The following is a 17389-nucleotide window of genomic DNA, read 5'->3' as shown; positions in this document are numbered from 1 at the left end:
AGGGGGGATAGTCCAGTAAATTTCCAAAAAAATGGAAAAAATGGAAAAAAAGCGGTGTTGCCAATTGTTTCTGGCTGGTAATGATAGCCGATTTCTGTGATTTTATAATACCAATCAGCATCATTTCGAAGTAAATTGTAATTATCAGGTAATACAGCAATCACACCAAGGCGATACAACAGATAATATATACAGAATATCGTTAAAAAAAACAACAGTGTAAAGAGAAAGACTTTTCTGGAATTTAACATATTACCTTTTAGTGATTAATGAAACCAGATTTAGAAAGAAGCTATTGAACAAGACAATAACACCTACAATAAGTAAAGTAATCGAAGGCATCACAAGCTTCATCATTTTGAACGGATCGAGATTTCCAAAACTCTTATCGGCCCAATAGAAAATGCTCAAAAAGAATAGAATCAAACCTGCAATAACAGTCACTCCTCCTGTCACTAATCCTATTTCAATCGTTAATTTGGATCTCTGCATGACGGGGGACTTACTGAGTAATACACTATCCCTTAACTGTTTTGAGAAAATATAGAATGAAAATAATTGTATCCCAATGATCAATAAACTCGAAGAGTAAATCATTGTGTGGATACTCAAATTTATATTGGCAATTTGAATATCAGTATTTAATAATATCGCAAATAGTGTCAGACCAAATGTGCTTAGCAAAATTCCTGGGTACAAAAACACCCACTTTGGAGAAAATAATAAAAGAAACTTAAGATGTCTCCAACCGTCTCGCCATGTATTCAAATGTGGCTTCCGATCTCTACCATCTTTATATAACCTAATAGGAATTTCTGTAAGCGAAAGGTTATGCAGACTCGATTTTACAATCATTTCGGAAGCAAAATCCATCCCGCCACAACATAACTTCAAATTCATCACCTCATCGCGTTTAAATCCTCGAAATCCGCAATGGAAATCTTTTATCTTGATTCGGTAAAACAATCGTCCTAAAAAAGACAGTACTGGATTTCCTAGGTACCGATGTAAAAAAGGCATAGCATTTTCCTCAATTCCTCCTCGGAACCGATTACCAATTACCATGTCATATCCTTCTTTTAACTTTTCGTAAAAACCGTCGATTTCCAAAAAATTGTAACTATCATCAGAGTCAGCCATAATGATAAATCTTCCCTTAGCCTGCTCTATACCTTCAATCAATGCATTGCCATACCCTAACTTATTGACAGAAATTAACCTCACATTCGCCTCATAGGAGGATACAATCTCGATCGTTCGATCAGTGGATCCGTTGTCTGCAACCAGGACCTCAGCCTCAATATTCAATCGTTTTATAGCGCTGAGAGCTTTATCAATACACTTAAAAATTGTTCTTTCCTCGTTTAATGAGGGCATTAAAATTGTTAATTCCATAATGGCAAAATTTGGTTAAGATCGTTTGAATTTGGTTTTGAAAAATTAGAAAGAAAGGTAAAATGATTAACCAGGCTATTCTTCCCTGATATCTTGGATGTACACCTGAAAATACACTGCAGATAGAAGCATTCACTATCAAACTCAAAAAAATAAAGACAGTGATCATTTTAATCTGCTGCGAGACAGCTTTAGAACTCAGAATGGAAATATTGAATAGTACAGCTGCAAAAAAAAAGAAAATATTAAAATAATTGAGCCATGAAATATCTAGGCGATGTTGTGCTTCCCTACTTGTCATTAAAGGATAATGCTCTCGTGGTATATGCATAAATACAGCCTTTTTCACCCTTTCTCCGACTCCTGCAATATCCACAACATCAAAATTAATTAGCTGCTTAAGCGTATAGATCACTGACTGATAGCCAACCTTTAAGGTATATTCTGGAGTCAACAATATATCTTTAATAATGAGCTGATATTCCTCAGGATGTTTCCACCCGTCCGTTTTATTAATCGGTGAATTCCCATCCCATAGAAAATTATTCGGAAGGGAATCCTTATAAACACAGAGACTGTATTTATGGTCCGTACAGCGTTGATCAAGAAATTCATCAACGATTCCCATCTCAATCAGATTGCTAAAAAGAAAAACACTCCCTCCCCTTGATGACTCGAAATTGCCTCCTAGAGACTTATGAATCCCCGCATTCAGAAAAATCGCAAAAATTACAGTTGCTAAAATCCCCACCATTCTTTTCCATAAAGAGATATATGAAGTTGATCGGTTTTTTAAATAGATAGGAATCAGAAATAATGCAGAAAGAAAAAGGGTTCCAATGGCAATGTAGGAGTTGGAATTATGTACTGTTGTACAAAAAATAACCATTGGATATAAAAACAGCTTATGATACCACCTTAATTTAAAAAATAACAATAAAATCAAGCAACATAATAAAACGCCCGCAAATACATCTGGCATCAACCAACTGACTTCAAAAGAAAGCCCCATAAAAAGAGATAAAAAGCTAATCGAAAATATAAACGCGCTACTCTTTGTTCTTCCTTCAAAGAATAAAGACAAAACACAAGAAAGCAGTAGTGCTTGTGCAATTGGAATCAACCAAAAACTATATCCCCTTGATACTAACTTTATAAAGAGACTATACATGACCGGTCGATCAGGTGATACATAGACGTCAAACGCGTTCTCTAGGTAGACGCCAGAATCGTGATTAAATACCAATGGATACCCATTGTATATTGCCAGCCACATTAAAACTACTGCTCCTAAAAAAATGAAAAGAAGTTTTGTTAATCTATTTTGAGGTTTTTTATCCATTTTGAGCTGTATTTATGATAAATGTATACGAGGAAAGGCACCATTAAAGTCCATGAAACCTGATAATATCTATCAAATTTCAATACTAATATTATCGGAACAATAATTAATGTCGAATAAAGAAAATACAATGATAAACTAATATATCCTGTATGTTTTGTCTTAAAAAAGAATATCTCTTTTAATAAATGTAAAAAGACGATTAGAGCCGAAATAAAAATTGCATAGTGGAAAAAATTAAGGTTTAGCCAGTTTTGATATTGTCGACTCAACAGAAACTGTCGAGATTCCCAATTAAAATTTGTAAACAGATATAAAAATTCACGCGAATCGGTTGTTATCTGTTGTGCGTCGACCGGGAATAAATAATTTGAAAATAAAATATATGTTGGCAATAAACCTAGAAATATCATAAAAAAGACTATTTCTGCAGAAATCAAGAGTAGTATAATATGACGGATATATTTGAGTTTTATTAGGTATTTAAAAGTAAAAAATGTGGCTATAAACACTAAATTTATCGGATCGATCAATAGCGTTAGAAATATAATAAGCATGAAAATACGCTTTGTCAATCTGGAGGTATTTTCCAATAGAAAATATCCTGTACATAATAGTGCCAATGAATGAAATAGTGCTAAATCTATCGCAGAAACAAGTAAAGCAACGGATGAACAAAACGTTAACGGAAAAAAAAGATAAATAATCGAATTTTCTGGGATTTTGAATGAAATGAAATATTGATAAAGCACGTAGCTCATTAACATAGCCTGTACCGAAACCACAAGCCAGATCGAAAACGAAAAACTTGTCAATCTTAAAAATGGTAAATAGAAATTTGGCCATGAAAATTGGTAAGATAATTCCCGAAAGTTCCCAATCAACGGAAATTTATTGTATAATGCGTAAAAAGACAACAATACTATTCCAAACACAAACAGTTTTAAAATACTTTTCATAATTTTATTATTTACTTTTTTTACCAAAAAAATAACGTGGATAATAGGAAAGAGAAAGCATTAAATACTGATTTAAGGTATTGACTTTAGCAAGATTAATACTATTGCCTATCACCCTATTGATTATCTTTTTGTTTTGATTAAATAAATCCATTGCTAAAAATTCGAGTTCTGCTTGATTTTTTGCAAACCTGAAGTTGAATGATAGGTTGTTGATAAAGATTGTATTATTCTCTCCCATAAATGAGTTCTTTCTATATTTCATACTTGTACTGAGACTAAGCGATTTAATCAATTGCACGGATAAAGCAAAAGTGGAAACAAAATCATTTGTTTTATATTGCTGTTCGATTTCGCCTACATTAAGGGTCCTATAAAAATTGAGATCTTGATCTAACCGGATTGTCCATTTTCCATCATCGGTGGAGAAAAGCCCTCCGCCACTGAAATAAAGTGATGTATTTTTTGTTTTATAGTATTCTCCTCCTATATAACTTGGGTTTTTAAACAGATCTCCATTAGTCTTATAATACACTTGAAGCGAATTATCAGAGAGTGTAATTGCCTTTTTCAGAGATAGTTTAAAGGATGCCGACCAGGCCCGGTCTCCGTTTATAAGATAAGTAGTTGATTTTCCAGATGTACTATATACAAGACTATCAATAACAGGTTTATTAATTTGATTATAATCTAAAGTTAGCTCTCCTTGATCAATGAAAAAACGATGATTGAAATTTATGTAGTTGGTTTTTAATGATATTCTGCTAATGTCTCCATTAATCAAATATGGATTAGCAATTCTGTAATTATACGCCCCAACGCTATCGACCACATAAACCCGTTGTTCATAATCAACAAAATTCTTCTTATACTCAATATCAAATGTTTGAGATAATAGTTGTCGACCGAACCGGATCTCTTCTGCATAAAGAGAAAAAAATGGCTTTAGGTACGAGTTGTTAATTTGAAATCGTTGCACCTCCCGGTTTCCATTGGCCGAGCTGTTAAAATAGATTCCATTTAGCCCCATTTTAGCGATTAAAGTTTTTTTATACCGTCCATCAAAATTCTTTTCCAATCTTTTATTGACATTCAAACCGGATGTTAACAAAAACTCTTTATTTGATCTTGAATTATCCAACCCTATGTTTTCAAAAAACTGGTTTTTAGAGGTATCTAGATCTAAAAACCGTTGATTGATTTTCATATCGCGGTAGTTCCATGTATTGTTCAACTCAAACTTTAGTGATTTTGAATCCCTATAGTTCCCTAATTTTAAAAGTTCTGATAAATAGATTTTCAAGTTCCCTTTATAGCTATCGGACTCATTTTGTTCATTTTTATGACGCTCATTGAGACTGCTGGTTTTAGCATTAAAATCTTCAAACAATGATCGCATCTGGGAGTTGAGCGATTGGCTTTCTCGGATATAAATCTGCTCACTTTCCATATTATAGCCGCTGAAATATACTTTGGCCTCTGCCGCTTTATTCTTTTTATCCAGCAGGCTGGTATTTTTCAGCAAGCTCAATCTCATATCATCTCTAACAGAGTTTTGTAAATCGGACACCGTGCTCACCTGTGCGTCGTTTCTATTATTCAATGTGAACAATAGCTCTTTCCCTTGCTTCTTTAGATTATATTTTAAGCCTATTCTATTTTGTCTATTCGAGCTCTCATTTTCATTTTCCCCTATATAACTTAAAGCACCTCCTTCGGTGAAGTCGGTCGTATTAGTCATTCTAGTAGTAGAATTATCAAAATTTCTATGAAAAACATCTACCTCCAATTGATTTTTGTCCCGTTCTTCCGTACGATGATATTTAAAGTCATGCTGAAGAAAAACTCCGCCCATCGCAGATCGATTGACCCCATCTTGATTGAAGTCTGATTGCAGCAAGCGCTCTATCAAGTTCCCTTTAAATGTCGAGTTTTTAAGCAAGGCATCCATAGATGCGGGCTGAAAATTCACGTTGTTTCTATTACCTCCAATAGACAATTGGGTCTTTAGATTATAATAATTGACATTACCCAACTGTTCATTCTTTTTATCTGTGCCTGCGCCCAACATGGCTTTTCCAAATACTCCCGCCGACTTACCCTTTTTTAACACTAGATTCATATGATAGGAAGAATCCTGCGTATGATTTTTGGATTCTTCCGTCTGATAGACTTGGACCTTCTCAACAATGTTCTTAGCAAGATTTTGTGTGGCAATTTTTGCGTCGCCAGTAAAGAATTTCTTGCCATTCACAAACACATTCTTAACCTTCTTACCATTCACTGTAATCTCTCCGTCCCCCCACACGATTACTCCGGGTAATTTGCGTAGCAGATCTTCAACAACCGCTTCGGGTTCCAGCTTAAATGCATCAACATTAAATTCTAAGGTGTCTTTGTTCATATAGACTGGTGGCTTTACATCAACAGAATCAATTAAAAGTTCTCTGATTTTTAGTTTAATATCCTGCAGATCTACATCTTCCGGCCCTTTTATATTTTCTATTCTATATTTTGAATAGCTTATATGAGTAATAATTAATCTTACTTTTTTTTCTATCGCGATCTTCTTTAAATCAAACATGCCATTCGGACCTGTTAAAGAATATGCTATTAATGCAGAATCAGAGGCCCCATAAGCAGCTACTGTCGCTGATTTAACGGGTTGTCCATCTTCATTCTTGACACACCCTCTGATTGTATAAGAAGACTGTTCCTGTGCTATACAGGGATATGCTACTACACTTAGTAAAAAAAACAAGACATATAAAATGTATCTCATATTAGGGTTATGTGCAATCAGATTTATTTCTTTGGTTTAAGAGCAACTATAACATAGTTAGCATTCTTGTTTCGACTAGTTAAAACCTTTAAGAGATCTTCAGGATATTCCGTCGTGAGCCCACGACTCTTATTATTTTTATATTGCTCTTTTAATACATCTGCGGGCATTATTGTATAGATATACTCCTCATCAGCGACCAAAAAGTTTTTGTTGACAAATTCAGAAGGCATCAAAATATTAAGAACATTAAGATAATATGACTTTTCATCCGCTTTTACTTGATCTACTCGGAATAGCCTTTCCTCATCTAAACGATACAAGTAAGAATCTGAAATGACCCCAGATGGTTGAAGTTTAAAAAAAAGATTGCTACCGATTGAATAAGGAAAGGTTATGGATTGAATATGGTTAGGATGATCCTTAAAATAGCTGGATTTAGAACCAGCGGGATAACGCTTGTTATTATTCAATTCTTCCTCATTGAGCGACAACTCATACGGCAAGACAATCTGAAATAAACTGTCAACTCCCGAGCTTCTCGCATTGTAAATGGTATAATGATAGGGTCTCGTAAACAAAGCTTCTGTACCATTACCAATCGTATAGAAAAAAGAGTGCATCACTTGATAAGTATCTTCCATCGAGAACTCATCGTTTTTCATATTGTATGGAAATAACTTAGCTTCTGGCATTCCCTCCTTAAAAAAAGATATTTCATGCGAAATGGAATCAGGCAAGACCTTGTTCACACGTTTATCATAATATACAGTAGTATTTTTTCCCAATATATATCTGCTACCTATTCTCTTGTCGTCAATTAATCCCAAAGACTTACCTTCATAATCGAAGCTATAGATTGTATAGCCCTTATTATAGTAAATGCGTTCATTCTCAAAGTCAATATTGATACTTCCAGATGAATAAATATCACGGTCAATTTTAGTTTTAAATTTACCGTTTCTATAAAAGATCATAATGTTATTGGTCTTTGTCTCGGTAAAAATGAACAAATCTTTTGTTACAAATAATTGTTTGATAGAGCCAAAAATTGACTGCGATTTGGTTTCTAAAGGTATAAATTTAACCTCCTCAAAAAGTTCAGAAAAAGTTGGAGCCTCGGCACCATTTGGATCTATCCTCAGTTTAGTCTGACCAGTCACGGCACCAATGGCAAAAGTCAACAGTGTTATTAATAAAACCCTCATAATAAATTAGTTCAACAAAATTCTCAGATTATCAAAATATAAATTCGTCAGGCTTTGATCGTCGTAGCTCTTTACAAACTTATTAAACATTAATCCTTTGTATTTAAGGAAATAAAATGGCGTGGCGGAATTAAAAAAATTCCCTTCCTCTTTTTTATCGGAAATAAAGTTCACATGAACGTTTTCGCCGTATTTTTCCTCATGAGGAGGCTGGTCTGTATACACTTCAATCTTACTTTTAGGAAATGAATTGGTTAAAAAATTTAGATTTTCAACATTACATTGATTACATCCCATGCTGGGCATATAGATACAAATAGAAATTTCGGTTTTGGAGTCTGAAAAAAATTGAAGGCTATTTGCAAACGAAAAATTCAAATACTCCGATTGCTTTGTATTGTTCATATTTTTGTTTGAATATTTAGAAAAAGCAAAAACAGCTATTAAAAGAAATATAAAAACAAGTGATATTACGAAAAAAAGTAGTTTCTTATGCATTTTTCCCTCCTCTCGACAAAAATAGCACCACACTCTGATATTCGTTTTTTATAGTCTTAATCTTCGCTCTCAATATGAGCTGGTCTTCGTTAATTCCTAATACCTTAATGAAGTCAAACTTCTCTCTGTTTTGTGGGATATTTAACCGGAGTTTTTCTTCAGGAATCATTAGTATATTTGTTTTATCTGATTCTTTGCCCAACTTATAGTCAGAAGACTCAATTGTATACATATTTTTGCTAAGATGAACATCAGTTTTGAACCCCTGAAAGGGCATTGGCTCACCAAAAACTTTATTATCAAAAACATTTCTATTTTCAATATTCATTAGAGACTTATAGGGCAAACTGTTCTTACCAAATTTGAATTGGTTTACTGCTACCACTGAACTATTTTCTATTTTATAAACGATATCGTCATAACCATACATAAAATAGAAAACGCTGTCAGAATCGAAATGAAAGTTCGAAAAGCTTTCATTTCTGTCAAAAAAACTTGGCCGGACAATAAATCGTTCCTTAATTACAGACAGGTTTTCATCAAGTAGCAAAAGGTTACAATGATTATTTGACTTGGAGAATAAGCCGCTTTCCATATTGGTTGAAAATGGCGCATAAGTCCAGTAACCTTCAGGAGTTTTTACAAAAGAAAGAAAATCGAAATTTGAATATTTTGTTTTTAACAGAACGCCCTTGTTGTCATATGACAACATCTTACGTTCGGTGAGGTCAAATACTTCTAATACCTCCTTGTGAGAATCAAAAAACGTTTCCTTAATTTTAGAATAGTCTTTAGGAAACGTCAATTCAAGTTTTCCATTTCGACTGAATTTTGCGATCGTTTCATTGGTCTTATCAACAACAATAAAACTACTGTCTCTCAAAAAATATACTTGATCAAGATTCCCAACACCCATTTGATCTTTATCCAAGTAAATAAGATCTCGAATCTGAAATTCTTCAAAAAGATCACCATTTGCTCTTAAGCTAACATCAATTTCTTGAAGATTTGTGTCGTTTACGACATGCTCAACCCCTCTGTTGCAACTCACAGCAACCAGCAAAAGTAAAATATAAGTTATTCGTCTATTGCTAAAAATAAAAAATGCCTTCATAAAAAATTTATATAAGAAAATAATACTATCTAAATGTGCACCAATAGCATACTATTAAGCTAAAAAATTAATAATCACATGGTGGATAATCGCACCTTGTTGTACCACCTTGATTACAACATTTAATCGTTGTGGTAGTATTTATAGTAAGTTTTCTGGTTAATTTTTGCCCTGTTCCGCTAGGGCTTCCCACTGTCACAGATTGCCCCCACAAGGCAATTTGTAATCCAAACTTCCAGGTTTTCCCACCATCTGTGGATTCATCTATATATTCCGTACCTGAAGATTTCGTCTGATTGGTTTCATACCAATATTGTCCAGACCCCCATGGATTACTGCTGCCCCAAGATGAAGGAGGGCCAGAACTACTTGAACTTGGCGGAATACTTGAACTTGACGAACTGCTCGAACTCGACGAACTTGATGAACTGCTCGAACTTGATGAACTACTTGAACTCTTAGACGAGCTACTTGAAGAACTCGATTTTGTCGTGTCCTGCAATGCCGCCATAATGTTTAGATCACTGACTGAAAAACTGCGGCTTTCAGTTTTCATTGCACTAGCAATTACACTAGAGATGATCAGGATCAAAAAACATAATAAAAATATAGACCTTATTTTCATAATGACATTTTTTTTATAATCAGTAAATAAATATAAAATATACTATTGGTGCCTAGGCTAAAAAATAATTGGTTATGCTAAAATCGGCTTAAAAAAAAACGAGAGTATCTTTAAATAAAATCAACACTCCAAATTTAAAATAATTTTTAATACAAAAAATAATTTTTTTATAATTTTTGGTATTTTTAACAAACAACACGAAATTTACAAAAAACATAAAGTATAATATATTTCAATAAAAATCAGGAAAAATCTATTTTAATGAAATATATCAGGTATTATTAAATTACGGGTTAATATAAAAAACTAAATAAAATTTTAAATACATTTATTTAATACAAAAAAATCAATAAAAAAAACACATGAACATAAAGAGATTTAATAGCGTATTACGCTTTTGTACAGTCGGAAGCATTGGCTTTATAATAGATTTTTCAACAACCTTCATTCTGAAACAATATTTAGAAATACCACCATTTCTCGCCAATACAGTTGGCTTTTGTCTAGCAGTATCCAACGGCTACTTTATGAACAAGTATTGGACATATCAAGAAACTGGAAAAGCAAATATTCATCAGTTTAATAAGTTCCTATTATCAAACATAATTGGTCTGACTATAAATACTTTAATAATAAAAATACTACTAGAAACAAGCTCTTACAGTTTTTTTACAGCCAAAATTATCGCAACAATTATGGTGGTTGCATGGAACTTTTCCGCAGCCACATTCTTCATTTTTAAACCAGCAAAATCCCAATAACACAATTGAAATAGAAGGCTAAAACTGACAATATACTCCCCTCAAAAAAAACAGAAAGAAGAAAAGCAATAAAATGCAATACAACTAATTTATATCATTCCAAAAAAGAGTAAATAATTAAATATTAATAATAACAACATTATAATAAAATTTGAGACAAAATAGAATTAAAATGAACAAAATATACCATATAAATTCATTATAATTCACTAAAATAAATAACAAAATAAAATTAACATATATTTTCATTATTTTTTTTCATAAAAAATGAAACAAAGTTTTTATCAAAAAAAAAGAATTGTAAATATTTTTAACAAAAACTACATATGAGACAAATAAGCACAATTATGATATATTTATACTACCTGGTTAGAAAAAATTATAGTATACTTCCGTTACCCAAGAAAACTAAAAGACTATAGTCACAGTACAGCAAGTGTCGCATTTTCTCAAAAACAGAAGCAGTTATTGTGCATAATATAATTTTGTAGGGAGCAAGTGGCGCTTTATGAAAGATACGTTAACAATGTCGTATTTTTAATACAAATCCAGCTCGTAAAAGCGTTCTTGGAAAATTGGAATCTTCGGATAATTAAATCCTCTCGTTTGTTATGTGTGGCGTAAATTGATGTTTCAGTATAAGACTTCTCCTTGCGGCTATCCTATGATGAAACTTTAGCGCGTCACCTTTAGTCGTTGATGACCCCGTATGGCACCGTGGCTATCTGAGGAAAACAAGGTGTATGTAAGCGGTATACGGGAGATACCGAAAAGTACTTATTGGATTGTCTGCTTTTCAGAATTATAGAACGTCCCTATTAAGCAAAAGATGGAATATCCTTGCGAATATTCCATTTCTCTAACGGCTCAATATCGTTAATTTGACTGTTGACCACTTGCTCGATCGGACTCTAATTTGGCATTAAGTTGGGTTTTATTGGCATTGACCAACGGAATTAAATCCGAATTAATCCAAGAGACCAGACCTGCGACATCTGTAGCTGTTGTATTCGAAAGATTCGCATTTGAGACATTTGCGACAGCGGAGGAGTTATTGAAAAAATAGTTATTGACATCTTCTCTCCAAATACCCCTTAGATACCTAAATTTTAAGAAAACGAGCTTAGCATTAGGCAGGCTGGCTAATGCCCGCTTTGTATTATCAGACAGATCGTATTCGGCAGAGAAAGTAACATTCATCTGCCCAGTAGGTCTAAAATTTAGCAAGATCACCTCTAGCTCCGCACCGTTTTTACTATTTGTAGGTGCGGTAATATTTAATACCCCTACAGTATCTACTCTAATAAAAAAGGGATTTCGCTCATTGGAAATATTATTGGGAGTAAATGAGCTGCTATTCACAATCTCATAGTCAAAATAGTTGCGATTGCTTAAGTTCGGTCTCAAGCTATCCTCAACCAATACATTTCCGGCAACAAATCTACTAGAAAAGGATGCATCAAATAGCGGCACCTTACTTTTAGGACTTTTAATTGTACATGCTGGAAGTCCACCGTAGCCGACGACAGTATTAAATGCAAAGCCAGTAGAACCTGTGAAATTCGTCGAATCAAAGACAATAGCATCTCTAGCCACTAGTTGATTGCCGGATAGGGAATTTTGATTGACCTGTTGTGCTTCATCGTTGAACGAATAGAGGGAAAATGGTTTGCTCGTACCTATCCTTACGTTGTAATTGACAATACCTTTGTTGTGCTGGGTTCTTGCATTGAGGACATCATCAATCCATACATCGGCTGTACCTGTAAAATCATTAGACTCGAGAATCACATTGACTGGAGGAACGCGTTGTGTTGCCACCAGTCCTGGATCACTTCCGATACCGACACCATTTTTAAAAAACCGATTGAGCCGTATTGAAATATTTTCTGCTTTGTCAAAGTCAGTCCGTACTCCATCTAAATCATATCTTACAGCCAAAGCCCGGGTAAGCGGATCCGTTGAATTGCCTAAAGTATTATTGAATATATCAAGATTGCTACTGTTGATAAAATAAACATCTCGTGTCTGCTGTGATGTCTCCAGAATAGCATTTCCGTTTCGTTGGATGAAGCTATTTTTTAACTTAGTATTATTAGAAAGTCCAGAAATCCCCACAGTGTGATTATCAACGACAGTACTCGCATCTATTTCTACACCATTACAATAATACAGTCGTATTCCCACAGAGAATTTCTCTACGCTTACATTTGTTATCACCAAATGGGAAGATTCGGAAAATAACAATCCAGCATAATTATAGTTGCTAGGTTTTGTGGGGTCGAATCCACCATGCAATCGAACATTATCTACTACCACATCATTAACTGCTGTACCCACAAAAAGAGCAATAGTCTGATTGCCGGTCTTAGTTATCAATGAAGCATCACCTTGTATTTTTAACGCTGATTTTAGATTGATTGATCCAAGTACTCTATAAGTATTATTGTCAATTGAAATGCATTTGATTTGAACGGTGTCAATACATTTCTGGATAAAAATCGTATTGTCCAAATTTTGCGGTGCTGCTCCAAAATATCTGATATCGACACTGCCTACGAAATTGTGCATGAGCTTAATTCCACCTACTTCAATGAGGCTTCCACCGTTATCCGAGCCCGGGTCAGGGGTCGCTGGAGCGAGATAATAAATAATCGGTGCCGGTGTATCCCCTTTTTCATAATAGCCTAATAGTTGGACACCTTCGTAAGTTCCATTTTGTAAAGCTGTGATTTCAACAGCTGATAAGCCTCGCATAGCTGCCATCGTGTCTTTAACTAAAAATTGATTTGCCATATTTTTTTGTTTTTATATGTATAGCAAAAGTATGGCTACTAAGAAGGCTATTCCAGGAAAACAAGGTTTATGTAAGCGGTATGTGGGAGATACCGAAAATTGTCTAGCTTATTTATTCTAAAACTGAGATAAAAAACTAGGCTTGCTTCGCACTTCGATCTCCCCCTTATGCTGCTCTTGGCTATGAATAAATTGGTCATTATTTGAATGGACGCGATATCTATATAATAGTGTATCAATAAATCGGACGTTATGAAATCCGGCTATCTCCATCATAGGAAATAACAATGTCATGTCTGCAGGCATGCGAAGAATTTCGCCACAACTATCTCTCAAACATTCCATGTTTACATCGATTTCAATAAGCTTCTTAAACAGCTTATATTTAAATGTGCGCAAATGCGCTACTTTCCAGGGGGCTTGTCTTAAATTAAGAAACTCATCTTCGGTATACCCTATTCCTAACTTCGCCGGACTATCTATATAGGACATAGCTCCATAGGTAAATAATAAAGACTTATCCTGATAAGCTCCATCTAAAATATTCAACACATATTTGTTCATTAACATATCATCACCATCTACTATGCAAATAACAGTCTCATCATCAAATGAATTATATTTAGTAAGAGCGTCGATGGTATTTTGCAAAGCATATTTTCGTTTTTTATTAACAATTTTAGTGATAAAGGGTAAACTAGGGATGAGATCCATCGTGTCATCATCCGAACAATCGTCAATGAGAGTAATACCAAAATTTTTATTCTCTTGTATTAATATTGAACTTAAATATTCCTGGATATAATTTCTAATATTTCGAAATGGCGATATGAGGTGAAATTTATTAATGACCTTTTTGCGTTTTTTTTCATAATTTAAAAGAAAATTATGGGGAATGATCTTTTTCAGGAACTCGGTCCATGGTATCCGTGGCATATCTGTCAAAACCTCAAGATAGGACAAGATCAATTTGTAACAAGGGCTCATAAGTATAAATGAATGTACTTCGGTAATGTCCGTAATGACAACAAAATAATCATTCACTATCATCGATTCCCCATATTCCGCACTAGTGTAAAGAGAGAACACAGCTTGGTCCGCCAGCTCATAAATAACTTTTGCCAGTTTGTCTTCATCGAAATCTTTCCGCCAATTTTCTCCGCTTATACAATGGATCACATCTTCATCATGTTGTATTGCCCATTCAATTGCAGCTCTTAGATTCCGAAAATTATCGCTGGTCATCACATAACCAGCTGGGTTAATCTGATTTTCATTTAACGGAACATGTCCCTCCTTTAGATCACTGATAATAAATGTATTTAGCATTGCGTCAAACTAAAACTTTAAATTTTTTGTTAGTATTTTATAGCGTTCGTACTCTTCTTCAGCTAGCGCAAATTGTTTTGCTGAAGATCAAATGACTGTTTGTTTTTTTTCATACTGATTATAAAATTCTGGGCAGAGGCTCAGAACAACGGATAGTTCAGAATACAGTTCCTTTGCAGAATACCAATTTTTGCTAAATTCTTTACGGCTATATTGAACCAATCTTATTGCTGAGTCAGAAATATAATATGTCCAATTTTTCACTTTGTTAGTGTTGTTTGATTAAAGTTTGGCAATTCAGAGCCCGTAGATTCGTCAGCAAGAAAACTAGCCTTTTTTTATCTTTTATAGCTAACAAATTGGCAGAGAAGGCATCTCTCTTTTCTAACGGAACTATTTTTATCAGCATTTCGACTACTGAGGACCAATCATTTCTATTTTTAACGTCGGCCAGTAAATTAGTAATTTGTTTGGACCAATATGGGTTGTTATATTGTCGGCTAGTGAGTAATAGATTATACAGAGTATCGATGTCCGCTGCACTTTCTACTGTTTTTGTGCTTTGATAATGTGTTATAAGACACTCCATTTTAGAATAGAGTATCTCCTCGATATCAGATTCCTGGTAGCCGTTCATGACTAAATAGCTAAGCTTTAGTAAGATCGATGACAATTCTTGACGTAGAATTTTCCGGGTATCACTTGTAACAATTTTTAGCATTTTATCTACAAGTAACTTTAAGATCTCCCGTTGTATAAAACTGCGAAAAATATTATACTTAATTGGCTTATTTTGTATTCGCTCTTGATAATAGCATATTAACTCAAGCAGTTCTGAAATACTGGTGGCATTACTGACGACTGCTTTTATAGCAATCTTGTAAATATTGTCATCAAAATCATGCAACAGATCATCTGGATCTTCGTCAATAAACCCATGCTTAATTAAATAGGATATCAACCACCCTGCACCTAATAGTCCATTCGCAAAAGAATAATCTTCTTTTTCCAATGCAACTTCTATAAATCCTTCAAAGCATATTTCAGCGTCCTCGTATCTCTCACCATTAAGATAAAGATCAACAATATCGTAAATGTCAAGTGTCTTTATTTCGACTCCATTCATAAAATTAAATTTTAGGCACTAATAAATACTTGATCAATTTCTTTTCTGCTGAAATTGGCCTCAGCATTTCCATATTCTTCTATTACCGCTATTTTGCTGGGCTCAATTATCATGATCGGCTTTATATTGTCTTGCAGAGATAATTTCCCTTCATTCTCTTTAAGCAATTCTACATCAAGCATTTTTGAAAACACATCGGTAAGAAGACGATCAATTCGATAGCTGTCATTTGGTCTTAACAACTGATTGGTTTCATTGGAGAGAAACATTAGTTTTAATTGATCTTTGCTGAATAAATACTCCACGGGGAAGATAATATATTTCTGGTACTCCCATTCACCTTTTGAAAGAACTTTTTGGGAGATGATATCCGTATATTGATCTAGTTTGACAGGGAGGTTTTCACAATATAGAAACACGGGGATGTTAAAAAACTTCTGTATATAGCTACGGTTATTGTTAAACTGTTCTAAGGTATTTTCATTAAGAGTTTCCGCCTTAAGAAGTAACAAACTGTGATCAACTTTTAGTCTATTTTCATCTAATTCTTCTCTTCGTCGATGTATACAACGGACGATCTCGAAACTACAATTCGTATCGGGAATACTCGTTAATGAACTGTCATACCAAGGTTTATAAAACTGATAGGTGTTTTTTTTAAAATATTTTTTTGGTTCTTTAATATTTCCTGAATAATGCTGTATCGCCATCCGTTTCCAATCATCAATAGCGTCAAATGGCCATGAAAAATCCAGCTCTGGGTGAATTTGAACAGTTTTGTCGAAATACCATAAATTCCATAACACTGCCCACATATCGGCACACCACGCTTGTATGCCCTTACTTTTACTGCGAAATCCTTTTTTATGAGGATACTCGTCTGCCCATTTGATTTGATTAAACATGTTCATCTTTTCAAAGAGCTGTTCAGAATCCCGTTCGACTTTCTCCCAAAAATCTTTTGTGATCCCTTTCAAAATATACTGAGCTCCTCCCGTATTGTGATTTTCCTTTTCCAAAATAGCTTTGTCAAGCCCAACTATTGAAAGCATTTCATTAAGTAGATCCTCAGACCCTACCGAACGAATGTAATTTACATCGAGATAATTACGTGTATCAGATACATAACAGATTTCTGAGCATCCGCAATTCTCTATTTCAGGCATTCGGGAGAATAAAATATCTGAATCGTGGTAAAATAATATCTCTTGTTGCAACTCCGGATATTTTTCAAAATGTTTAGCTAATATATGGGGCCTGATAGACGAAGGATAACTCGCGTTATCTCTTGTATCTTTATAAAAATAAAATTGGGCAAAAGTGGCATTTTCAATTACGAAATTCTGGATTTCTTGATGAAGCTCTGCTTTGGGTTGATAACCAAAAAGCACATGGATATTATCTTTTTTTATACCCAACTTCACAAAGTTTCTAAGCTGAATTTCCAGTTGCCA

The 17389-nt window shown here is 34.1% G+C and carries 11 protein-coding genes; 1 reads left to right on the top strand and 10 read right to left on the bottom strand.

All coding sequences use genetic code 11. The features are described 5' to 3' along the window. Nucleotides 1–252: 252 nt before the first annotated feature. The 6 genes from LC454_RS13720 to LC454_RS13695 all read right to left on the bottom strand — a co-directional run bounded on the left by LC454_RS13720 (nucleotide 253) and on the right by LC454_RS13695 (nucleotide 9854). Complete coding sequence (locus tag LC454_RS13720) at nucleotides 253–1395, bottom strand: glycosyltransferase family 2 protein (protein ID WP_223583061.1); 1143 nt, start codon at nucleotides 1393–1395, stop codon at nucleotides 253–255. Next, nucleotides 1343–2737, bottom strand: coding sequence for a hypothetical protein (locus tag LC454_RS13715; protein ID WP_223583060.1), 1395 nt, complete (start codon nucleotides 2735–2737; stop codon nucleotides 1343–1345). Before LC454_RS13715 ends, LC454_RS13720 begins: the two co-directional genes overlap by 53 nt. A 966-nt stretch (nucleotides 2738–3703) precedes the next feature. After that, the gene (locus LC454_RS13710; protein WP_223583059.1) at nucleotides 3704–6478 is read right to left on the bottom strand and encodes a carboxypeptidase-like regulatory domain-containing protein; all 2775 of its coding nucleotides are present in this window, start codon (nucleotides 6476–6478) and stop codon (nucleotides 3704–3706) included. A gap of 23 nt (nucleotides 6479–6501) precedes the next feature. Then, entirely contained in the window at nucleotides 6502–7686 is a 1185-nt protein-coding gene (locus tag LC454_RS13705; RefSeq protein ID WP_223583058.1) for a 6-bladed beta-propeller, read from the bottom strand. Between the two features lie 490 nt (nucleotides 7687–8176). Further along, a complete protein-coding gene (locus LC454_RS13700) occupies nucleotides 8177–9298 on the bottom strand; it encodes a 6-bladed beta-propeller (protein WP_223583057.1) in 1122 nt (373 codons plus the stop codon). Between the two features lie 67 nt (nucleotides 9299–9365). Further along, the gene (locus tag LC454_RS13695) at nucleotides 9366–9854 is read right to left on the bottom strand and encodes a hypothetical protein (protein ID WP_223583056.1); all 489 of its coding nucleotides are present in this window, start codon (nucleotides 9852–9854) and stop codon (nucleotides 9366–9368) included. 431 nt (nucleotides 9855–10285) lie between these two features. Between LC454_RS13695 and LC454_RS13690 the strand changes: the two genes are divergently transcribed. Continuing rightward, on the top strand, nucleotides 10286–10684 hold the full coding sequence (locus LC454_RS13690; RefSeq protein ID WP_223583055.1) for a GtrA family protein: 399 nt from the start codon (nucleotides 10286–10288) through the stop codon (nucleotides 10682–10684). An 876-nt stretch (nucleotides 10685–11560) separates the two neighbouring features. On the opposite strand, the gene LC454_RS13685 is transcribed toward LC454_RS13690, so the two are convergent. The 4 genes from LC454_RS13685 to LC454_RS13670 form a co-directional block, all read right to left on the bottom strand. Further along, on the bottom strand, nucleotides 11561–13480 hold the full coding sequence (locus LC454_RS13685; RefSeq protein WP_223583054.1) for a hypothetical protein: 1920 nt from the start codon (nucleotides 13478–13480) through the stop codon (nucleotides 11561–11563). Between the two features lie 117 nt (nucleotides 13481–13597). After that, the gene (locus LC454_RS13680; protein ID WP_223583053.1) at nucleotides 13598–14809 is read right to left on the bottom strand and encodes a glycosyltransferase; all 1212 of its coding nucleotides are present in this window, start codon (nucleotides 14807–14809) and stop codon (nucleotides 13598–13600) included. Nucleotides 14810–15077: 268 nt separating this feature from the next. Next, nucleotides 15078–15935 (bottom strand): hypothetical protein, encoded by an 858-nt coding sequence (locus LC454_RS13675; protein WP_223583052.1) that lies wholly within the window; start codon nucleotides 15933–15935, stop codon nucleotides 15078–15080. Between the two features lie 11 nt (nucleotides 15936–15946). Then, a complete protein-coding gene (locus tag LC454_RS13670; protein ID WP_223583051.1) occupies nucleotides 15947–17353 on the bottom strand; it encodes a hypothetical protein in 1407 nt (468 codons plus the stop codon). Nucleotides 17354–17389 lie beyond the last annotated feature (36 nt).

Origin of the sequence: Sphingobacterium sp. GVS05A (assembly GCF_019969845.1) — a bacterium.
GTDB lineage: Bacteria > Bacteroidota > Bacteroidia > Sphingobacteriales > Sphingobacteriaceae > Sphingobacterium.
Note: the sequence above shows the minus strand (reverse complement) of the source record. Positions and strands in the feature narration are given on the sequence as shown.